This is a genomic window from Saccharopolyspora indica (assembly GCF_027853965.1).
Classification (GTDB): Bacteria; Actinomycetota; Actinomycetes; order Mycobacteriales; family Pseudonocardiaceae; genus Saccharopolyspora; species Saccharopolyspora indica.
The window spans coordinates 207418-227864 of record NZ_JAQGLB010000004.1; the positions used below are offsets into that span (position 1 = coordinate 207418).

Annotated in this window: 18 protein-coding genes; 6 read left to right on the forward strand and 12 right to left on the reverse strand. The window is 69.5% G+C overall.

The genetic code is table 11. The annotated features are described in order from the left end of the window. Positions 1 to 58 precede the first annotated feature (58 nt). The gene (locus OU416_RS11560; protein ID WP_270926889.1) at positions 59 to 277 is read right to left on the reverse strand and encodes a hypothetical protein; all 219 of its coding nucleotides are present in this window, start codon (positions 275 to 277) and stop codon (positions 59 to 61) included. A 91-nt stretch (positions 278 to 368) separates the two neighbouring features. Continuing rightward, on the reverse strand, positions 369 to 527 hold the full coding sequence (locus OU416_RS11565) for a hypothetical protein (protein ID WP_270926890.1): 159 nt from the start codon (positions 525 to 527) through the stop codon (positions 369 to 371). A 167-nt stretch (positions 528 to 694) separates the two neighbouring features. Here OU416_RS11565 and OU416_RS11570 point away from each other — a divergent pair, with 167 nt between their 5' ends. From OU416_RS11570 to OU416_RS11580, 3 genes are all read left to right on the forward strand, one after another. Next, positions 695 to 1534 (forward strand): helix-turn-helix domain-containing protein, encoded by an 840-nt coding sequence (locus OU416_RS11570; protein ID WP_270926891.1) that lies wholly within the window; start codon positions 695 to 697, stop codon positions 1532 to 1534. Further along, on the forward strand, positions 1531 to 1785 hold the full coding sequence (locus OU416_RS11575) for a DUF397 domain-containing protein (protein ID WP_270926892.1): 255 nt from the start codon (positions 1531 to 1533) through the stop codon (positions 1783 to 1785). The genes OU416_RS11570 and OU416_RS11575 overlap by 4 nt, the downstream gene beginning before the upstream one ends. A gap of 128 nt (positions 1786 to 1913) precedes the next feature. Then, positions 1914 to 2507: a hypothetical protein gene (locus tag OU416_RS11580; RefSeq protein ID WP_270926893.1), complete on the forward strand. Its 594-nt coding sequence runs from the start codon at positions 1914 to 1916 to the stop codon at positions 2505 to 2507. Positions 2508 to 2604: 97 nt separating this feature from the next. Here OU416_RS11580 and OU416_RS11585 read toward each other — a convergent pair whose 3' ends face one another. From OU416_RS11585 to OU416_RS11600, 4 genes are all read right to left on the reverse strand, one after another. Then, positions 2605 to 3273, reverse strand: coding sequence for a TetR/AcrR family transcriptional regulator (locus OU416_RS11585; protein ID WP_270926894.1), 669 nt, complete (start codon positions 3271 to 3273; stop codon positions 2605 to 2607). Positions 3274 to 3305: 32 nt separating this feature from the next. After that, complete coding sequence (locus tag OU416_RS11590; protein WP_270926895.1) at positions 3306 to 5675, reverse strand: PEP/pyruvate-binding domain-containing protein; 2370 nt, start codon at positions 5673 to 5675, stop codon at positions 3306 to 3308. Between the two features lie 173 nt (positions 5676 to 5848). Then, positions 5849 to 6586: a 23S ribosomal RNA methyltransferase Erm gene (gene erm / locus OU416_RS11595; protein ID WP_270926896.1), complete on the reverse strand. Its 738-nt coding sequence runs from the start codon at positions 6584 to 6586 to the stop codon at positions 5849 to 5851. A gap of 284 nt (positions 6587 to 6870) precedes the next feature. Then, positions 6871 to 7389: a VOC family protein gene (locus OU416_RS11600; RefSeq protein WP_270926897.1), complete on the reverse strand. Its 519-nt coding sequence runs from the start codon at positions 7387 to 7389 to the stop codon at positions 6871 to 6873. Between the two features lie 285 nt (positions 7390 to 7674). On the opposite strand from OU416_RS11600, the gene OU416_RS11605 reads away from it, so the two are divergent. Next, positions 7675 to 9666: a PhoX family protein gene (locus OU416_RS11605; RefSeq protein ID WP_270926898.1), complete on the forward strand. Its 1992-nt coding sequence runs from the start codon at positions 7675 to 7677 to the stop codon at positions 9664 to 9666. A 99-nt stretch (positions 9667 to 9765) separates the two neighbouring features. Here the strand turns inward: OU416_RS11605 and OU416_RS11610 are convergent, their stop codons facing one another. Beyond that, positions 9766 to 11037, reverse strand: a complete 1272-nt coding sequence (locus OU416_RS11610) for an MFS transporter (RefSeq protein WP_270926899.1) — start codon at positions 11035 to 11037, stop codon at positions 9766 to 9768. 299 nt (positions 11038 to 11336) lie between these two features. Between OU416_RS11610 and OU416_RS11615 the strand changes: the two genes are divergently transcribed. Further along, on the forward strand, positions 11337 to 11957 hold the full coding sequence (locus OU416_RS11615) for a hypothetical protein (protein WP_270926900.1): 621 nt from the start codon (positions 11337 to 11339) through the stop codon (positions 11955 to 11957). Between the two features lie 109 nt (positions 11958 to 12066). Here the strand turns inward: OU416_RS11615 and OU416_RS11620 are convergent, their stop codons facing one another. After that, positions 12067 to 13332, reverse strand: coding sequence for an MFS transporter (locus OU416_RS11620; RefSeq protein ID WP_270927176.1), 1266 nt, complete (start codon positions 13330 to 13332; stop codon positions 12067 to 12069). A 170-nt stretch (positions 13333 to 13502) separates the two neighbouring features. On the opposite strand from OU416_RS11620, the gene OU416_RS11625 reads away from it, so the two are divergent. Next, positions 13503 to 14186, forward strand: coding sequence for an SDR family oxidoreductase (locus OU416_RS11625; protein ID WP_270926901.1), 684 nt, complete (start codon positions 13503 to 13505; stop codon positions 14184 to 14186). A 260-nt stretch (positions 14187 to 14446) separates the two neighbouring features. Here OU416_RS11625 and OU416_RS11630 read toward each other — a convergent pair whose 3' ends face one another. The 4 genes from OU416_RS11630 to OU416_RS11645 form a co-directional block, all read right to left on the reverse strand. After that, on the reverse strand, positions 14447 to 15778 hold the full coding sequence (locus OU416_RS11630; RefSeq protein ID WP_270926902.1) for an amidohydrolase family protein: 1332 nt from the start codon (positions 15776 to 15778) through the stop codon (positions 14447 to 14449). A gap of 241 nt (positions 15779 to 16019) precedes the next feature. After that, the gene (abc-f, locus tag OU416_RS11635) at positions 16020 to 17657 is read right to left on the reverse strand and encodes a ribosomal protection-like ABC-F family protein (protein WP_270926903.1); all 1638 of its coding nucleotides are present in this window, start codon (positions 17655 to 17657) and stop codon (positions 16020 to 16022) included. A gap of 256 nt (positions 17658 to 17913) precedes the next feature. After that, a complete protein-coding gene (locus OU416_RS11640) occupies positions 17914 to 18570 on the reverse strand; it encodes a response regulator transcription factor (protein WP_270926904.1) in 657 nt (218 codons plus the stop codon). Next, complete coding sequence (locus OU416_RS11645) at positions 18567 to 20402, reverse strand: sensor histidine kinase (protein WP_270926905.1); 1836 nt, start codon at positions 20400 to 20402, stop codon at positions 18567 to 18569. Before OU416_RS11645 ends, OU416_RS11640 begins: the two co-directional genes overlap by 4 nt. Between the last annotated feature and the right edge of the window lie 45 nt (positions 20403 to 20447).

Here is a 20447-nt window from a genome sequence, read left to right on the forward strand (position 1 = left end):
CCGGCCACCAGGTGGCCCGGCGCGGGGAGGGAAGCGGCCGGACCAGGCTTGCGGCGGATCAGATCTGAAGACGGGCGAGCGTCTCGGCGGAGATGCGGTGACGCCCGGCCGAAGCGGCCTGCCGTTGTCGCTCGGCCTCGACCTGCTCGATCAACTGCCACACGCTGAGCGCCCCATCACCGGCACTGCCGTGCGCGGCCCGAGGCGGCCGGACGAACAACATGCTCGCGATCAACACGTTGACCAGCACGAGCGTCGAAACCTGAAGCCAGAACATCGCATCCCCTATCCGCTGAAAGTCGTCCTTGTGCAGGTCAAAGACCGTGAGCGTTTTGGGGTGCCATAGCCCCACAAAACGCTCACGGGACTCAGGACCACCGAGCGCTGATCAGTGCCCAGCACTCCATGCAGGTCTCCTCGCGAACCCACTCGGTCTCCGGCGGAAGCCGCTGCACCCGCCACGCCTCCACCTCGACCCCGCAGTACGACGACACCGAGTCGTACGGCTCAGCCCGCTTGGCGACCACCCCGAACGCATGCCGCCCAACCCCCACAGGCCGCCAGAACCAATCCACCCCAGCCACTCCGTACATCCCGCCCTCCTTTGTCTCTGGGACAAACTTGGCCCGGTTTTGTCTCAGGGACAAGCCGCATGACCACTTCGTGTGATCGTTTGGTCATCTAGAGTGAACGCATGGCGAACACCGCGAAGGCGCGCGGACTTGGCGCGGAGCTGCGAGAACTGCGCAAGGGAGCCGGACTCACGGTCCGCGGACTGGAAGAGCGGCTGAGCTTCTCCCGCTCGACCATCAGTCGCATCGAACGCGGAGACAGGGTGCCGAGCGCGGAAGACCTCGGCGCGATGCTCGCCATCTACAACGTGACCGGCAAGCGCCGCAAGGAACTCCTCCAGATGGCCAAGGACGCCGACCAGCCGAACTGGACCGAGATCGGAGATCCGGGCGTGCCGCGCCAACTCGCAGCGCTGCTCGAGTTCGAGCGCGAAGCGACTCGGATCAGCATGGTCTCGTTGAACCGAGTGCCCGGGCTGCTCCAAACGAGAGCGTATGCACGGGCGGTTCTGGAGACCGGTGGTGTCGATCCCGAGAACATCGAAAACTTGGTGGACGTGCGTATGCGGCGCCAGGAGATTCTCAGGCGCCCTGACCCCGTTGACTTGCTCGTGTTTCTCGATGAAGCCGTGCTCCGCAGGCCGGTGGGTGGGCCTGAAGTCATGGCCGCGCAGCTCAAGCAGATCTTGTCTGCGATGGAGCGGGAGAACGTACTGGTTCAGGTGCTGCCCTTCGCGCTCGGCGGTCACATAGGCCAAGACGGTTCGCATGTCATCTACGAGTTCGAGAAGGCCGATCCGATCGTGCATCTGGAGCATCGCCGCTCCAGCCAGTTCCTCGATGAAACGGCGGACACGAAGAGTTTTTGCGAACTCGTGGATATCCTCCGGCCGAAGGCGCTCAGCACTTCCCTGTCTGCGAACTTGATCAGAAACTACGTAGATAACGTGGAGGGACAATGACTTTCGAGTTCACCGGTTGGCGTAAGTCCAGCTTCTCCGGAACTCAGACCGAGTGCGTCGAAGTGGGCTGGCGTAAGTCCAGCTACAGCGGGCCGAACAACAACTGCGTCGAGGTCGGCCTGGGTGCCGACGAGGTCGGGGTCCGGGACACGAAGGATCGTGACGGTGGGCTGTTAGCCCTGGACCAGCGGCAGTGGCGATCGTTCCTCGCCGCCGTCCGCTCCGACCGCTTCGACACGGCGAACCTCTGAGGTGAAGGGCACCTTTCACCAAGTAAGTTGGCGAAAGGTGCCCTTCACCTCGGTCTTCAGTGCGCGGTGGGGACGAGAACCGGGGTGCGGAGGGGGATCTGGTCGTGAGCCGTCATGTCTTGGAACGGGTGCAGCTGTACGCGCAGAACAACCCCAAGCGTCACGCGGCGGTGAGCTGCGCGATCGGCGGGTTGTTGGTCGCCGCGACTTTGGCTCTGTCGGCGATTCAGCGTTCCGAGACGGTGTCCTGGCCTTCCGCCATCGCTGTCGCCGTCATCGGCGGAGGCGCGTGGGCCGCTGCCATGGCGGTGTTCGTGGTGCGCCTCCAGCGACGGATGAAGCCGTTGCCACCGGACACCGACCCGGCGCGGGTGCGCGCTGCGCGGCGGCTGGTGCGCAACGGCGCACTGGGCCCGGACCCGGAGACGAACGCCCTCGCCGTGCGACTGGCCGAGCAGCTTCAGTCCATCCCCCGCTGGAAGAAGCTGACGACCACCGTATTCCTCTGCTCCGCCGTGCTGGGCGCTCTCGTCACGGTGCTGGCGATCAGCGACGGCGAGGCGGGAACATCCGTCTTCTACGGCGCCTGCACCCTCTTCTTCCTGCTGATGCTGACCGTCGGCCGATCCCAGCTGGATCGCCACCACCGCAACGCGACCAAGCTCCGCCAAGCCGCCGAACACCACACCACCACCCGCCCCAACAACGAAGCGAAAAGCTGAACACCGCTCACCGCACCCGCTCGGCGCGCCGAACCCCCGGTGAAGGGCACCTTTTAGCAACTTACTTGCCTAAAGGTGCCCTTCACCGGGCCGTGCGCTAGCTCGTGAGGAGGGGGAGCAGGACGTCGTCGACGATTTCGACGATCACTTCGTCCGGGATCGGGGTGCCGTTGAAGAGGAAGTGCTGGCGGATCATCGCTTGGCCGACTTCCAGGCGGGGGGCTGGGATCGGTGGGTTCACCTCGCCGCGTTCGGCGGCGCGGCGGACGATCTCCTCGATCGTTCGCCTGCCGCGTGCTTGGGAGAGCTGCCGGAGCTGCACCGTTCGGTCCCGGTCCGACAGCACATCTCCGAGCAGACCGCGCATCGCCTCGCCCACCGGCCCCGCCAGCACCTCGGCGCTGCGGCGCAGCATCGCGAGCAGGTCGCCGCGCAGGGTTCCGGTGTCCACCACCTCGGACGGTTCCGGCCAGGTGCTGTAGACCGCGGCCAGCACCAGTTCCATGCGGCTCGGCCACCTCCGGTACAGCGACGCCTTGCCGGTCTTGGCGCGTTCCGCGACCCGCTCCATGGTCAGGCCGGCGTAACCGGTCTCCGCCAGTTCGGTCAGGGTCGCCGCGAAGATCGCGGCGGTGAGCTCGTCGCCGCGGCGGCGGGGCAGCTTCCGGTGGTCGGTGCTGGTCTGTTCCGCCTTTCCGCGATTTTCAGTGGTGGTTGCGTTTGGTGTTGTTCTCGCGTTTTGCGGTTTCTTGTGGCTGGGTTGCATCACGGTCCCCTGGGGGTGCAGTTGAGCAGGACTCATGGCGCTGGTTCCTCGGTATTCGCCGGTAGGACTCGCCCGGTGTCGCCGTCGACGGTGATGGTCTGGCCGTCGGTGATCGTGCTCGTGCCGTCCGCCGTGCCCATCACCGCTGGGATGCCGTACTCGCGGGCCACGATCGCGGCGTGCGAGGCGGGGCCGCCGGAGTCCACCACCACGGCCGCGGCTCGCTGGAACAGCGGTGTCCACGATGGATTCGTGTACCGGCACACCAGCACTTCGCCGCTGTTCAACCGGGAGAACTCGGCCGGTTCCCGGATGATCCGGGCTGGGCCCGTGGCCCGGCCGCTGCTCGCCGGGGTCCCGGACACCAGCGCGTCGCCGTGCTCCTCGCGCGGGAAGACCAGGCTCGGATCGATGAGCCGGACGCCGGCCAGCTCCTCGCGGCGGGCCGATCGCGCCGCGACCAGCTCGCGCAACCGGGCACCCGCAGCGGGTTCGTCGAGCGCCTCCAGCTCCTCCAACCGCAGGTGGAAGACGCCCTCCGGTTCGTCGAGCACTCCCGCTCCGACCAGCCGGCGACCGATCTCCAGCAGTGACCGCCGCAGGATCGGTTGCGGCATCGTGAAGTAGAAGTGGCTGTCCTCGCGGAACGCGACACCGTCGCGGGCGCGCTGCACCCACCTCCGGATGCGGGGACTGCGCAGCTGCGCCACCGCCCGGACGGGATTCGGATCTCCAGCGGCCAGCACCTTGACCAGCCCCAGCACCGTTCCCGGTGATTCACCCCAGGTCGGCGGCGTGACCAGGACCGGAGTTTCGGTCTCGCGGTGGCCGTACTCGGCCAGGAACGCGGTGAACTCCTCTTGGAACTCCGGGAAGTCGGTCAGCTTCGCCGGATCGAGGCCGTCGACCGCTTCTTTCAACCGCGGATTCGCCCGGACCTGAGCGGCCAGGCCCTCCAGCGCGAGGTTGGCGTCGGAGGTGCGGGTCGGCGCACCGGCGATCAGCTCGCCCAGCAGCTCCGCACGCCCGATCAGCTTGAGCGCGACGAGCAGCCGGAGCAGCGACAGCCCGGTGGCCGGGAGGTAATCGATGCGCAGGTCGGCGACCGGCGCCACCAGGTCGAGAGCTTTCCTGGGCGTGCGCACCAGCTGCGACCACGGCATCGCCGTCAGATCGCGCGCCGCGAGCTCGCGGACACCGGCCCGGAACCGGATGAACCGCGGGTCCTCCGTCCAGCGCGCCGGGTCGTAGCGCCGTGCCTTGGCGAGCAGCTTGAACGGTGCTTTCAAGACTCCGAGCGACGGGCGCGGCGACGGGGGAACCAGCCGGTCCACCACGCCATCGACCTCCGGCAGGAAGCCGTCGAAGGCGCCGCGGATCCCGTACGCGCCGGTGACCTCGGCCATCAGACCGGCCGGACCGTGCGGTACCCATGTCGACATGTCGATCGGGTACGGCCGGTACGGGACGTACTCGAGCAGCACCGAGCCGAGCTTGCGCTGGCGCCGGTTCAGCCGCAGCGGCGGCGGTGGCAGCGCCGTCATCGGCCTGGCCTGCAACAACAGGACCCGGCCCGCGGCGTAGGCCCACTCGATGTCCTGCGGACGGCCGAAGTGCTCGGCCACTCGGGTGCCGGTCCGGGCCAGCTCCGCGAGAACCTGGCCGGGCAGTCGTTCGACGGCGGCACCGGTCTGCTGGGCGACCCCGCCGCCCGCGGCGCTGCGGAGCACCACTTCGCGGCGGCCCGGCGACCACTCGGCGACCTGCCCCTCCGGGCTCAGGACGTAGTGGTCGGGCGTGACCAGGCCGGACACCACGGCTTCACCCAGGCCGCTGCTGGCGTCGACCACCAGCTGCCGCCGATCGCCGGTGACCGGGTTCGCGGTGAACAGGACCCCGGCGAACTCGGCGTCGACCATCCGCTGCACCACCACGGCGATGCGCACCTCGCCGGGCGAGATCCCGCGCTTCTCGCGGTAGGCGATCGCGCGGTCCGTCCACAGCGAACCCCAGCACCGCCGCACCGCGTCCAGCAGCGCGGCTTCGCCGACGACGTTGAGGTAGGTGTCCTGCTGCCCGGCGAACGCGGCTCCGGGCAGGTCCTCGGCGGTGGCGCTCGACCGCACCGCGACCGGCCCGGAACCCAGCTCGGCGTACGCGGAAACGATCTTTCCGCGCAGCTCGTCCGGCACTTCCGCCGCATCGAACTCGGCTCGCAGCGCAGCCGCGTCATCCGGGGCCGCCAGGCCCGCTGCGACCTCGGCGTAAGCCCCGGTGGTGATCACGAAGCCGTCGGGAACGGCGAACCCGGCCTTGACGAGCTCGCCGAGGTTCGCCCCCTTGCCACCGGCCGAGACCAGGTCGCCGCGGCCGACCCCGCGCAGCGGAACGACGTACTCCACCACGACCTCCGAGCATGTAGAAGACGGTCCGTTCTCTGCTGACCGTACGCCTCCGAAGTTGAGAACGCAACGTTCACTAGCGCTCGGGGGTGCCGCGATTTCGCGCGAGATCGGCGTTGGGCACGCGGGTGAGGTGGCGATTTCGCGCGAAATCGCCACCAAGCCCTCAACGGTCAGGTGATCTCGGCGTAGAGGCGCGCCCAGTCCTCGGCGGGGAGATCTCTCGGGAGCGCAGGCAGGTTCCGCAGGCTGCATCCGGTGACGTTGCGGACGATCTCGGTCAGGCCCCGGCCGCGGCCGGTGAACACCGCTTCGACGAAGCGCTGGTACCGGCGCTGTTCGCCGAGCGGTACCAGCGGGCGGGATCTGCGGCGCACCTTGAGGATTCCGCCGTCAACGGTCGGCATCGGGCGGAACGATCGGGCGGGAATCCGGCCGCAGGACTGGAATTCGTACCAGGGCGCCCATTGGGCGTTCAGCTGGCTGCCGCCCTCGGCGCGCTTCCGGGCGACGTCCCACTGCACCAGCAGCACCGCTTCCGACCAGGTCCTCTCGGTCAGCAGGCGGCGGGTCATCGACGTCGTGATGCCGAACGGCAGGTTGCCGATCACCGCGTGCCCGGTGGCGGGGAACCGGAAGTCGAGCATGTCGCAGCGGATCACGCGCACTTCGGGGAACGTGGCGCGGAGGCTGGACGCCCAGTGCGGATCCAGCTCCACCGCGGTCACCTCGCGTCCACTGTGGAGGAGCTCACGGGTGATCGCGCCGCTTCCGGCGCCGAGTTCCACGACCGGTAGCGGGGCTGGTTCGAGCAGATCGACCAGGTGGCGGACGACACCTCGGTCGACGAGGAAGTTCTGGCCGAGTTCGCGGCGCGCGCGATCGCGCGCCGACCTGCGGCGGGAGGACATGTTCGGCTTCTCCTGCGTTTCGCGGACCGGTGGGAACCGGACCCCCGCGAGCGCAGGTCAGCGTGGCTGTTCAGGGCACGACGAACCGCGCGTCAGGAGCAGGGATCCGGACGCGACGGCGGCGCGAGATGCGGTAGCTGCGCCGCCTAAGCGGACCGCAGCCGAATGAAGGCGGAAGCGGCAGGAGAAGCCATGCCGCAGAAGTTAGCAACGGAAGAGCACTGGTCGAAACCGGTTTTCCGGCCGCCGTCCGCCGGCGCGCGGCTCGGCGGACGGCGGGACGTTCAACTCTGCTGCGAAGCGCTGCTCTCCAGCTCCGCGGCGAGAGACGACTGCACGTAGGCCATGGCCTCCTGGTAGCCCGGATCGGCGAACCGCCTGCCCATCTCCTCGGCGGAGACCTCCTCCACGACCTGGAAGATCCACCACAGATGACCCTGGGGATCGCGGACGCGCGCGGCGATCTGCCCGAACGCCAGCTCTGTCGGCTGCGTGATCAGCCGCCCGCCGCAGGCGAGAGCCTGCTCGACCGTCTTCTGAGCGTCATCGACGTAGATCCTCAGGTGTGCGGGCAGCCTCGGCCAGCCGGGCTGCTGGTCGAACATCATCAGCACCGCGCCCGCGGCCTCCACCTCCGCGTGGGCCACGGTGCCGTCTTCGTTGAGCACGCGGGAACCGCGTTCTTCGGCGCCGAACACCTGGCGCAAGAACTCGATCTCCGCGGCGGTGTCCTGAGAGATGACCCACGGGTCGATCCGCGAGTAACCGTCCGGGACTGGCCCCGGCGCATCCTTGATCGTCATTCGCGGAGCCTTCCACGGCCCGCGCCGACCTGGGCCGGTAACTCCGCAATGTAGTCGTGCCGCTACCTTGTGCTCGTCTTTTTGGCAGATCAGCGGCGGGTTTCGATAACTCTGCGTCGCCTGTTCGGCCGCTGTTCACCTTGACGTACGGGAACCATCGCCTGATCGACCTAATGTCCGGGTGTTCCCGATGTGCATTTGGAGGTCCGCTTGTCTCCCCGACCGGACAACGGGCGGGTCATCCCGCTTCCGCTGCTTCCCCACCACTCCGCGAACCGTTCCTCGGTGACCTGCAAGTACCGCTGCGGCAACGCCTGCGCGCACGAAGCCCCCAACACCTCGGACAACTCCTACTTCGGCGACATCGTCGAGAGCGTGCTCAGCCGTCGCGGCGCGCTGAAGGCCACCGGTGCCTTCGCGCTGGCAGTCGGCGGCGCGGCCGCTCTGTCCGGCACCGCGGCCGCGGCCGCTCCGGCGCCGGTGCGCCGCCCCGGCGGCCGGGCCGTTCCGGGCACCGACTTCACCGCGGTCGCCCCGAACACCGAAGACGCCGTGGTCACCGCGGAGGGTTACGAGCAGGGCGTGGTCATCCGCTGGGGCGACCCGGTGGTGCCCGGTGCGCCCGAGTTCGACTTCAACAACCAGACCGCGGCTGCGCAGGAGCAGCAGTTCGGCTACAACAACGACTTCGCCGAGCTGGTCCCGCTGGACGGCAGCGGCAAGCGGAACCTGCTGGTGGTCAACCACGAGTACACCACCGAAACGCACATGTTCCTCGGCTACGACGAGGAGAACCCGACCGAGGAGCAGGTGCGCATCGCGTGGGCGGCGCACGGCCTGTCGGTCGTCTACACCGAGCGGGAGCGCAACGGCGGCCTCAAGGTCCGGCCGAGCCACTACAACCGCCGCATCACCCTGAACACGCCGTTCGAGATGCGCGGACCGGCCGCGGGCAGCGACCACCTCAAGACCTCCGCCGACCCGACCGGCACCAAGGTGCTCGGCACGCAGAACAACTGCGCAGGCAGCATGACGCCCTGGGGCACGATCCTGTCCGGCGAGGAGAACTTCAACCAGTACTTCGCCAACGCCGACTCGATCACCGACCCGAAGACCAAGGAGCGGTTCGCCCGCTACGGCCTCAAGGGCGCCACGAGCAACCGCAAGTGGGAGCGCTTCGACAAGCGCTGGGACCTCGCGCAGGAGCCGAACGAGGCCAACCGCTTCGGCTGGGTCATCGAGATCGACCCGCACGACCCGAACTCCACGCCCGTCAAGCACACCGCGCTGGGCCGCTTCAAGCACGAGGGCGCGGCGGTCAAGGTCGCCGACGACGGCCGGGTGGTCGCCTACTCCGGTGACGACGAGCGCTTCGACTACATCTACAAGTTCGTCTCCAACGGCAAGATGAAGCGGGGCAAGAGCGCCCACGCCCGCCGGCACAACATGACGCTGCTCGACGACGGCACGCTGTACGTCGCGAAGTTCACCGGCAACAGCCCGCAGAGCGAGATCGACGGCACCGGCAAGCTGCCCTCCGACGGAGCCTTCGACGGCACCGGCGAGTGGATCCCGCTGGCCAGCGGCGACAAGTCCTTCGTGCCCGGCTTCACCGCCGAAGAGGTCTACATCTTCACCCGCCTGGCCGCCGACCAGGTCGGCGCGACGAAGATGGACCGGCCCGAGGACATCGAGCCGAACCCGGTCAACGGCCGCATCTACTGCGCGCTGACCAACAACTCCAACCGCGGTTCGACCGGCAACGCCGCGCCGGACGAGGCCAACCCGCGGGTCGGCAACAAGCACGGCCACGTGCTGGAGATCGACGACGACGCCACCGGCACCTCGCTGCGCTGGACGCTGCTGCTGGTGTGCGGCGACCCCAACGACGCGGGCACCTACTTCGGCGGCTTCGACAAGTCGCAGGTCAGCCCGATCTCGTGCCCGGACAACGTGGCCTTCGACCGGCACGGCAACCTGTGGATCTCCACCGACGGCAACGCGCTGAAGAGCAACGACGGCCTGTTCGCGGTGCCGGTGGACGGCCCGGAGCGCGGTTTCGTCAAGCAGTTCCTGACGGTGCCCAACGGTGCGGAGACCTGCGGTCCGGTCGTCCGGGACGACCTGGTGACCGTGTCCGTGCAGCACCCGGGCGAGCTGGACGACGCGAGCGCCGACAACCCGGCCTCGCACTGGCCGGACGGCGGCGACTCGCAGCCGCGTCCGTCGGTCGTGGCGGTCTGGCGCAAGGACGGCGGTGAGATCGGCCGCCGCTGATCTCACCTTGCGAGCGCGGGGGTCTCCGGCACTGCGACCGGGGGCCCTCGTTGCGTTGCCGGACCGGGCAGGCGGTGGTGGCCGCCTGCCCGGCCTGCCTCAGTCGATGCGCCGAGCGATCAGCGCGGCCGCGGCCAGCCCGACCAGGGCCAGCGCGCAGCTGACGGCGAAGGAATCGACGCCGGTCAGCGCGGGCGCGAACCCGATCCCGATGTAGAGCGTGACGCCCGACGATCCGCCGAGCTGGTCGGCGGCGCGCTGGACGCCCGACGCGACTCCCGCGTCGTCATCGGTGACACCGGTGACCGCCGCCTGCTGGAGCCCGACCAGCCCGAAGCCCATCCCGGCGGCGATCAGCACCATCGCCGGGATCGTCTCGACCGCACCGGCACCGAACTGCGCACCCGCCGCGATGGCGATCATCGCGGCGGCGGTCGAGGCGATGCCGATGATGGCGCAGGTGCGCGCGCCCCAGCGCCCGGCGACGCGGGGCACGAACGTCACGGCCGCGACCAGCGCCACGGCCAGCGGCAGGAGAGCCACGCCCGCTTCGAACGGTGTCAGCCCCGCGCGCTGCTGGAGCTGGAAGGTGAACAGCAGGAACGACGTGGACAGCGCGGCGCTGAGCAGCGCGGTCGCGACGTTGGCCAGCACCCGCGTGCGGTTGCGGAAGAACGCCATCGGGACCAGCGGATTGGCCGCCCTGCGCTCCACGACGACGAACAGCCCGGCTGCGAGCACCGCGCCGACCAGGGCGATCGGCGCCTCGACGACTCCGAGCACGAAGAGCAGCGGAGCAGCCGTGAGCAGGGCGGCTCCGGGCAGGTCCAGTTCCTTGCGCTCCCCCGGCGGGTCCGCCGGGACGAGGACCAGGGCCGCACCGGCCACGTAGGCGGTGAAGGGGACGGCGACCAGGAAGATCCACCGCCAGCCGAACAGCTCCGTGATGACGCCCGAGAGCACGAACCCCAGCACCAGGCCGGAACTCGCCACCGCCGCCCACACGCTCAGCGCGCGAGTGCGCCGCGGCCCCTCGGGGAAGGTCAGCACGATCATCGCCATCGCTGCCGGGAGGGCGAGCGCCTCGCCCGCGCCCTGCAGCAATCGCGCGACCACCAGCAGCGAGAACGTCTGCGTCAGGCCGGCGAGCAGCGATGCCGCACCGAACACCGAGGTGCCGATCAGCAGCATCCGCCGCCGGCCGAGCACATCGCTCAACCGGCCGCCGAGCATGAGCAGACCGCCACCGGTGACGGCGTAGCCGACGACCACCCAGGTCAAGCCGCGTGCGTCGACGCCGAATTCAGCGCCGATCGAAGGCAGCGCGATGTTGACCACCGTGACGTCGACCGCGATCAGGAACTGCAGCATGGCCAGGGAGCTGAGGAGGAGCCATGGCCGTGCGCCGGTGCCCCGGCGCTGGACGGGAATGTCCGCGTGCAAGAGAGAACTCCGTTGCTCGATGCGAATCCGAGCAGCACAAGGAGGCCGCTTCGGTGTGGACGCGAAGCGACGGAACGTTCAGCAGGACCGCGCCGCCGCTAGAAGCGGGGCGTGCGGGTCACAGCGGCCGCGGCCGCAGCAGAAGCACCGGACATGCCGCGGAGGTTAGCAGGGGAGGTGGTGTGCGGTCGCGGCATTTTCCGGCACCTGAGTTCTAGCCTTGAGCGGTGTTCCGGGACCAACGTGCTTTCGCCGCGGCCATCGGCCGAGTGCTCACCTCCGCGGTTGCCGGCTCGACCGTTTCGCTGATCGGATCTCTCGGCGCTGGAACGGACGACGCGTACAGCGATGTCGATCTGGCCTGGGTCGTTCCGGACGGTTCGGTGGCGCAGTGCGCCGAGCGGGTGGGCGCTCTGCTCGGCGACGTGGCCGAGGTCGTGTCGGTGCGATCGGTTCCGGAGTTCCAGCGGTCCGCGGTGCGGCGGCTGATCTTCGTGCGGTTCCGCGGCGTCTCGCTGTTCTGGCGGCTGGACCTGGCGATCTGGGCGGAGTCCCGAGCCTTCGACGAGAGCGCCGATGCCGACGATCCGCAGGTGCGGGGCACGGACTGGTCGCTTCCGGAGAGCGCGGCGATGAACGCGATCGGCGCGTGCAAGGAGGTTCTGCGCGGTCGCGGCGAAGTGGCGGATGGCCTGCTGTCCCGGGGCTTTCAGCGCATCGGCGAACCGGATCCTGGTGGGGGCTGGCGCATCCGGATCGTCGGGCTCGCCCGTGCAGCGGCTGACCGCGAGCCCGGTCTGGCTGGCTTGAGCGGGGAGATCGTCGCGCTGGCGGAGGAACTGCGCTGATCAGCCCAGGCGTCGCACGCCGTTGCGGGATGTTCCCCGGCGGCCTCCGAGCTAGCGCTGTTCCCAGAGGATTCAACTCCGGCTCGGCACTCCGCGGTCCGACGTGCGCTCAGTCGGGCTTGTCGGCGGTTTCGGTGCGCGGGGCCGCTTTGAGGGCGATCACGGTGATCGCCGCCGCGATCATCACGATGCCGACCACCCACAGGCCGGTGCGCTGGGAGCCGGTTGCGTCCTTGAGCGCGCCGGTGATGTAGGGCGCGGCGAAACCGCTGATGTTGCCCAGCGAGTTGATCAGCGCGATGCCGCCCGCGGCCGCCGCACCGGCCAGGAAGTTGCTGGGCAGCGCCCAGAACGTGGGCAGCGCGGAGCAGACGCCGACCGCGCAGGCGGTTACCGCGACCATCGCCAGGAACGGGTTGCCCAGGTACAGGGCGATCGGGATGCTCACGCCGCCGAGCAGCAGCGGCAGCGCGACGTGCCACACGCGTTCCCGCTTGCGGTCGCCGTGCGTGCTCCAGAGCACCATCGCCACCGCGCCGATCACGTAGGGGACCGCCGTGATCAAGCCGGTTTCCATGGTGGACAGTTCGGTGCCGTACTGCTGCTCGAAACCCTTGATGATGGTGGGCAGGAAGAACCCGAGCGCGTACAGGCCGTAGGCGATGCCGAAGTACACGAACGCCAGTGCCAGGATCCGCGGGTGGGTCAGCGCCTTGCGCAGCGGCCAGCTGTGCTTGGCCTCGGTCTGCTCGCGCTCGGCATCCAGCTGACCGGTCAGCCAGGTGCGTTCCTCAGCGGTCAGCCACTTCGCCTCCGACGGGCGGTCGGTCAGGTAGAACCAGGTGACGAAGGCCAGCAGGATCGCGGGCACGCCCTCGACCAGGAACATGAACCGCCAGCCGGACAGGCCGAAGATCCCGTCACCGCTGGTGATCAGCACGCTCGACACGGTGGCGCCGATCGCGCTGGACACCGGCACCGCGGTCATGAACAGCGCGACCGCCTTCGCCCGCTGCGCGGCCGGGAACCAGTACGTCAGGTACAGGATGATGCCGGGGAAGAACCCCGCCTCGGCCACGCCGAGCAGGAAGCGCAGCACCACCAGCGTCGTGGCGTTCGGCACGAACGCCATCACGGTCGCCACCACGCCCCAGGTGATCATGATGCGGGCGAGCCACTTGCGCGCCCCGAACCGGTGCAGCGCGAGGTTGCTCGGCACCTCCAGCACCAGGTAGCCGATGAAGAAGATGCCCGAGGCGAAGCCGAAGAGCGTCGCGGTCAGGCCGAGCTCGTCGTTCATCCCGTTCGGGCCGGCGAAGCCGATGTTGACCCGGTCCAGGTAGTTGACGAAGTACAGCAGGCACAGGAACGGCATCAACCGCACCGCGACCTTGCGCAGGATCCGGTTCTGCACCGCGGCAGGGGCTTCCTCGACTCCGCTCACGCGAGTGACCTAAGTCCCATCCCCCTGATGGGTCAAGGGCCTGCCCGCTGGTTGGGACGGCCGGTGACTGCGCCGGGACCCGCCGACGTTACCGTTGAGGCATGCCCGAACGCCCAATTGCCCTGGTCACCGGTGCCTCACGTGGTATCGGTGCCGCCGTCGCCCGCTCGCTTTCCGACACGCACGATCTGCTGTTGGGCGGGCGCGACGCCGACGCGCTGAAGTCACTCGTCGACGAGCTCCCCGGTGCCAAGCCGTGGCCGGTCGAGCTGACCGACCACGAGGCCGTCGCCGCCGCGGCCGCCGACATCGACCGGCTCGACGTCGTGGTGCACAGCGCCGGCCTGGTCGAGCTCGCGTCGGTCGCCGACGCCACCAGCGACTCCTGGCGACGCACGTTCGAGCTGAACCTCTTCGCGGTCACCGAGCTGACCCGGCTCCTGCTGCCCGCGCTGCGCACCAGCAAGGGCCACGTCGTGCTGGTCAACTCGGGCGCCGGGCTGTCCGCGAAGCCGAACTGGGGCTCCTACGCCGCGAGCAAGTTCGCACTGCGCGCCTTCGCCGACGTGCTCCGCGCCGAGGAAGCGGCCAACGGCGTGCGGGTCACCTCGGTGTTCCCCGGCCGGACCGCCACCGACATGCAGCGCGGCATCCGCGAGCAGGAGGGCGGCGAGTTCCAGCCGGACCACTACCTGCGTCCCGAGTCGGTCGCAGGCCCGATCGTGTCCGCCGTGCGCGCCAGCGCCGACGCGCACCTCACCGAGATCGTCATCCGGCCGTCCTGACCGCACCCTGCGCTAGCGGGGCCTCAGCGTCGGCCTGACGAAGATCGGCGGTGCTGGGGCCCGCCGGCCGAGAGCTGAGGACCCGCGTTCACGCGGGGTGCGCCGCAGGCGGCACCGGTACTGCGAAGAACCGGAACCGGGTTCGACGCCGAGCAGGTGAACGGCTCGAGCTTCTGGACGCGACCACGCGTCCAGAAGCCAACCGAAGGCCGCTGGGCAGGCTGAGCAGGATGAGATCCGGCCCAGCCTGAACGCCGGTTTCAGCCGCGGACGTGTTGCGCCGCAGTGCGGGCAGCTGCCTGCACTGCGCGGCGGTCCACCTGCGTGGGTTCCCGGTCGCGCAACACGCGGTCACCCGCGACCCAGACGTCCCGGACGCAACGCGAACCAGCCGCCCACACCACGTTCGCCAGGATCTGCTCGTCCGGCACGTCCAGTCCGGTGGCGAACGCCGGGTTGTCGACGTCGAGGTGCACGATGTCGGCCCACCGTCCCTCCTCCAGCGAGCCGATGTCGTTCCGGTGCAGTGCCTCAGCTCCGCCCCGGGTTGCGGCGAGCAGCGCCGTGCCGGCGCTCAGCGCGTTCGCGTCACCGCTCAGGGTGCGCGCGAAGAGTCCTGCCAACTGCACCTCCTCCCACAGGTCAAGGTCATCGTTGCTGGACGGCCCGTCGGTGCCCAGGCCGACCGGGACGCCAGCGGCCAGCAGATCGACCAGCCGTGCCGTCCCCGAAGCGAGCTTCGCGTTGGAACCGGGGCAATGCGCCACCCCGACCCCGCGGCGTGCGAACAACTCGATGTCCTCATTGGACAGGTGCACGCTGTGCGCGGCGAGCACCCGGCCGTCCAGCACACCGAGCTTCTCCAGCAGTGCGGGCACCGAACCGAACTGCTTTCGCTGCTCGACGTCCTCGGCGAGGGTCTCCGCCACGTGCGTGTGCACCAGCGCCCCGCGCTGCTGCGCGGCCTCCCCGATCGCCTGCAGCGCTTCTGGCGGCAGCATGTACGCCGAGTGCGGACCGTAGGCGAGCTCCACCCGATCGCCCGGACCGAACCGCAACCCGTCGGCGTCGATCCACCGGTCGATGCCGTCGACCAAGCCCTGCCAGCCGCCGAGCTTGTCCAGCTCCGGAGTGGCGATCACCGCCGGAGCGCACACCACGCGCGACCCGACCGCGAGGGCCGCGCCGGCCACCGCCTCCCCGTCGAAGTACATCTCGGCACTGGTCGTGACACCGGCCCGCAGCATCTCGACGCAGCCGAGCTCCATGCCCGCCCGGATGTCCGATGAACGGAGCCTCGCTTCGGCCGGCCAGATCACCTCGCGCAGCCAGCGCAGCAGCGGAAGACCGCCGCCCATCCCCCGAAGCAGCGTCATCGGGCTGTGCGCGTGCGAGTTGATCAGACCCGGCAGCAGGATCCCGCCGCATTCCCGGACATCCGCGTCGTGCGGACGTTCCGGCGCAGCACTGCGCGGCCCGCAGTACGCGATGCGGCCGGCCTCATCGATGTCCACCACCGCATCCCGGATGACCGAGCATCCCGGGTCGCAGGGCAGGACCAGCGGTGCGTGCAGGCGCAGTGCGATCGACATGCCCGCATTCTGCCGGACGCCTATCCGGTTCCTAAGCTGCTCATGAGCAGCATCATGATCACCCCCGCCAAGCCCGCGATGCCGGTCAGCACTGCCACGAGAACGGTGTCCTGAGTTCGCTTCGTCATGACTCCAGAGTCGCGAATTCACAGGCCCATGACCTCGGCTGATCGGCCAGCCGTCCTCCTTCGATCGGCCATTGCCGAAAGGCCGACCGGCCTACCCCGGCGGGGTGACGGCGTCATCGCCCATCGGGCGCTCCGGTCTCGATCAGGCGGCCGCCGTCCAGCCGGAGCCAGCGATCGACCCCGATCTCCGACAGGAACCGCTCGTCGTGGCTGACCACCACGAACGCGCCTTCGTAAGCGTTGAGCGCGCTCTCTAGCTGACCGACGCTGACCAGGTCCAGGTTGTTGGTGGGCTCGTCGAGCAGCAGGAGCTGCGGCGCGGGCTCCGCGTTCAAGACGCAGGCCAGCGTCGCGCGCAGCCGCTCACCACCGGACAACGCACCGACCGGCAGGTGCACCCGGGCTCCCCGGAACAGGAACCGGGCGAGCAGGTGCATCCGCTGCGACTCCGGCATCCTCGGTGCGAACTGGACCAGGCTCTCCAGCACCGTGCGGTCGAGGTCGAGCAGGTCGAGCCGCTGGGACAGGTAGGCGATCCGGCCGTCAGCGCGCTTGATCTGGCCGTGCTCCGGCTCCAGCCGGCCTTCGACCAGGCGCAGCAGCGTGGACTTCCCGGCGCCGTTCGGTCCGGTCAGCGCGATCCGCTCGGGCCCCTTGATCGCCAGGTCGGCGCCCTCCCCGGTGAAGAGATCCCGTCCGCCCCGGCTGATCTGCATCGCCTCGCCGACGAACACCACGCGACCGGCCGGGACGCGCGTTCCGGGCAGTTCCAGCGCGATCTTCTGCTCGTCCCGCAGCGCCCGGCTCGCCTCGTCGAGCCGGGTCTTGGCCTCGTCGACCCGGCTGGCGTGCATCTCGTTCGCCTTGCCCGCGGTCTCCTGGGCGCGCCGCTTCAAACCGCCCGCGACGATCTTCGGCAGACCAGCGTTGCCGATGTTGCGGGCTGCGTTGCTGGCCCGCCGCGCAGCCCGCTCACGGGCCTGCTGCATCTCCCGCTTCTCGCGCTTGAGCTCTTGCTCGGCGTTGCGGACGTTCCGCTCCGCGACCTCCTGCTCGGCGCGGACCGCTTCCTCGTACTCGGTGAAGTTCCCGCCGTAGAAGCGGATTTCGCCGCTGCTGAGCTCGGCGATGCGGTCCATCCGGTCGAGCAGCGACCGGTCGTGGCTGACCAGCAGCAAGCAGCCGTTGAACTCTTCGAGGACTCCTGCGAGCTCGCGTCGCGCATCGCTGTCGAGGTTGTTGGTCGGTTCGTCCAGCAGCAGCACGTCGGGCCGCTTGAGCAACAGCGCGGCGAGGCCCAGCGAAACCACCTGCCCGCCGCTGAGGGTGTGCAGCTGCCGGTCGAGCTGGACGTCGGACAGGCCGAGCCGGTCCAGCTGGACGCGGGTGCGCTCCTCGATGTCCCAGTCGTTGCCGATGGTGGTGAAGTGCTCTTCGGCGGCATCGCCGGACTCGACCGCGTGCAAGGCCTCGATCACCGCGGACACCCCGAGAACCTCGGCGACGGTCGGGTCACCGACGAGCGGGAGCGTCTGCGGCAGGTAGCCGAGAACGCCGCGGGTGGACGCGGTTCCACCGCTGGGCCGGTACTCGCTCGCGAGCAGTTTGAGCAGGGTGGACTTGCCGGCGCCGTTGGGCGCGACGAGTCCGGTGCGGCCGGCGCCGATCGTGAACGACAGCTTCTCGAACACCGGGGTGTCGTCCGGCCAGGAGAAGGAGAGGTTCGAGCAGGTGATGAACGCTTCGGACATGTGAAGGTCCTCGGAAGTGATGCGGGCGCGTTGAAGCGACCCGTGTGGAATGGGGAACGTGGCGCGACGAATCAGCCACCGCGGCGGCGCAGCGCGCCTGCCCGTGGCCGATCACTCCCGGGGATCACCCGGAGATGTCGTCGTCCCCTACCCCTGCCACTTCCGCTCCTTCGTTCGCGGTCACTCGCAGTCCGGGAGCCTAACAGCAGGCACCCCGGGATGCGGACTCATTTTCCGGCCGCCGGAGCGGCGGGCATCAGCCGTCCATCAGGCCGCTGCGCCAGGCCCACGCGGCCGTTTCCACCCGGTTCCGCGCCTTGATCTTGCTCTGCGCGGAGGCCAGGTGGGTCTTCACGGTGGACAGGGACATGAACAGCTCCTGCCCGATCTCGCCGTTGGTCAGGCCGCGCGCGGTCGCCCGGACCACGTCGAGCTCGCGCTCGGTGAGGTCCACCTCCGGGACCGCTCGCTTCTGCGCCTGCGGCTGCGGCTGGGAGAAGTGCTTGAGCAGCCGCACCGTGATCTGCGGTGAGACCAGCGCATCCCCGCGCTGGGCGGCGCGGATGGCCTCCAGCAGCAACGTGGGACCGGCGTCCTTGAGCAGGAAACCGCTCGCACCGTTGCGCAAGGCGCGGTCGACGTACTCGTCCAGGTCGAAGGTGGTCACCACCACGACCTTGATCGGATCGGCCACCTCGGGGCCGGCCAGCTGCTTGGTCGCCTCCAGGCCGTCGATGCCCGGCATGCGGATGTCCATCAGGCACACGTCCGGCCGCTTCTCCCGCGCCACCCGCACCGCGTCCACCCCGTTGGCGACATCGGCCACCACCTCGATGTCGTCCTGGGACTCCAGGATCATTCGGAACCCGGCGCGCACCAGCTCCTGGTCGTCGGCGATCAGCACCCGGATCATCGCTGCCCCTCATCTCCGCTCTGGTCTTCCAGCGGCAGCTCGGCTTCGACCCGCCAACCGACGTGCTCGCCCGGTCCGGCGTGAAACCTGCCGCCGAGCAACTCGATCCGCTCCCGCATCCCGACCAGACCGTATCCCCCTGATCCACCGACGGGTTGGCGGCGCACCCCCGAACCGTCGTCGGTGATCAACGTGTACAGGTTGTCGTGATCGGCCCACACCTTGATCTGGACCAAGCTCGCGTCCAACGCGTGCTTCTCCGAGTTCGTCAGCGATTCCTGCACCACGCGCAGCGCGGAACGCGCCACCTCCTGCGGAACCGGCCGGTTGACCAAGTCGACCCGCAGGTCCACCCGCGGTGGGCGGGTGTGCTCCGTGGAATGGCGCTGGGCCGATTCCACCAGCGCCCGCAGGTCGGCTTCGAGATCGGTGGTGGCCTGCTCCGTCGCGGCCGAAGCGCCGGCGGGTTCGGTGCTGCGCATGCTCCCCACCAGCCGCCGCATCGCGGTCAGCGCCTCGGTGCCGCTCTCCGCGATCCGCGCGAGCGCATCGGTCGCCGCCTTCGGGTTCTTCTCGGCCACCATCTGGGCCGCCTGCGCCTGCACCACGATGCCGGTGACGTGGTGCGCCACCACGTCGTGCAGCTCGCGGGCCAAGGCCATCCGCTCGGCCTGCTGCGCGCTCTCCACCGCGGAGTGCACCGTCCGCGCCCGCTCCTCGTCCCTGGCGCGGAAGTACATCCCGGTGCCGACCGAGATCACCAGCAGCAGCCCGCCCATGAACACCGCGGGCATCAGCTCGCTCGTGTTGCCGGGGTCGTACTCGTAGTGGTTGTACCGGTACCGCGGGGTCATGAACACGGCGAGCAACGTCACCACGACCAGCGTGGCGGTGGCCTGGATGGCGCGCCGGATCTCCGCGTGGCGGACCACGTAGGTCACCAGCAGCATGCCCGCACCGGTCGCCGCGAGGGACACCGGTCCCAGGATGTTGCCCCGGCTGCCGGTCAGCCCCAGCACCTGCAGCACCAGGGTCGTCAGCAGCAGCGTCGCCGCGCCCAGGTACGCGGACTCGGTCGGCCGCATCGGGGCGAACGCGGCCAGCACCGCCATGACCAGGCCGCTGAGCAGCACCACCGCGTTCGACATGAGGCCCAGCTCGCCGTTCTTGGTGAACTCCAGGAACAGCAGGATGCTCAGGGCGGCCATCACGGGCCACTGGCGCCGCAGCAGCCCCTGCATCGGCGAGTCCTGGAAGCGGCTCCGGCCGGGCCAGTTCCCGCGCAGGTACAGGCCGGTGCCGGTGGCGAGCAGCAGCTGCAGGAAGCCGAAGGCCAGCGTCTGGTCGCCGTCGACACCGGAGTACTCGGCCACCCGCAACCGGACCGCGACCGATACCAGGCAGCTCAGCACGAGCACGGCGGTCACCGGGATGGCCTTGCGCAGCGGGCTCGCCCGGAACAGGTAGAGCACCAGCAGCAGGCCGGCGGCGTTCTCGGTCGGCAGGATCTCCGCCAGGCCGAGGCTGTAGACGTACGAGCGGGTCACCGCCAGCACCCCGGTGTTGCCGAGCAGCACCACCGCGGCGAGCAGTCCACATCGGACCGGGTACCGCCTGCCGAAGATCGCCAGCAGCGCCATCACGGCGATACCGGGGAGCATCAGCACCGCACTGCGCCGGTCGCCGTATATCTCCAGCAGCGCCAGCGTGTCGCCGCACAGGACCAGGCCGAGCAACGCCGCGAAGATCCATTGCTCGCGCAGCAAGCTGCCGAACCGGTGCCACCAGGGCGCGTCCGGTCCGGGTCCGTTGGGCGTCGCGAAGCTGCTCACGCTGAAACGGTAGTCGGTGCGCCCGGTCGGGCACCTTGGCCGATC

Bases quoted from the DNA above. Each gene is read 5' to 3' on its own strand.
- OU416_RS11560 (WP_270926889.1), bottom strand. From the start codon at position 277: ATGTTCTGGCTTCAGGTTTCGACGCTCGTGCTGGTCAACGTGTTGATC.
- OU416_RS11570 (WP_270926891.1), top strand. From the start codon at position 695: ATGGCGAACACCGCGAAGGCGCGCGGACTTGGCGCGGAGCTGCGAGAA.
- OU416_RS11575 (WP_270926892.1), top strand. From the start codon at position 1,531: ATGACTTTCGAGTTCACCGGTTGGCGTAAGTCCAGCTTCTCCGGAACT.
- OU416_RS11585 (WP_270926894.1), bottom strand. From the start codon at position 3,273: ATGCAACCCAGCCACAAGAAACCGCAAAACGCGAGAACAACACCAAAC.
- erm (WP_270926896.1), bottom strand. From the start codon at position 6,586: ATGTCCTCCCGCCGCAGGTCGGCGCGCGATCGCGCGCGCCGCGAACTC.
- OU416_RS11600 (WP_270926897.1), bottom strand. From the start codon at position 7,389: ATGACGATCAAGGATGCGCCGGGGCCAGTCCCGGACGGTTACTCGCGG.
- OU416_RS11610 (WP_270926899.1), bottom strand. From the start codon at position 11,037: ATGCTGCAGTTCCTGATCGCGGTCGACGTCACGGTGGTCAACATCGCG.
- OU416_RS11620 (WP_270927176.1), bottom strand. From the start codon at position 13,332: ATGCCGTTCCTGTGCCTGCTGTACTTCGTCAACTACCTGGACCGGGTC.
- OU416_RS11625 (WP_270926901.1), top strand. From the start codon at position 13,503: ATGCCCGAACGCCCAATTGCCCTGGTCACCGGTGCCTCACGTGGTATC.
- OU416_RS11630 (WP_270926902.1), bottom strand. From the start codon at position 15,778: ATGTCGATCGCACTGCGCCTGCACGCACCGCTGGTCCTGCCCTGCGAC.
- abc-f (WP_270926903.1), bottom strand. From the start codon at position 17,657: ATGTCCGAAGCGTTCATCACCTGCTCGAACCTCTCCTTCTCCTGGCCG.
- OU416_RS11640 (WP_270926904.1), bottom strand. From the start codon at position 18,570: ATGATCCGGGTGCTGATCGCCGACGACCAGGAGCTGGTGCGCGCCGGG.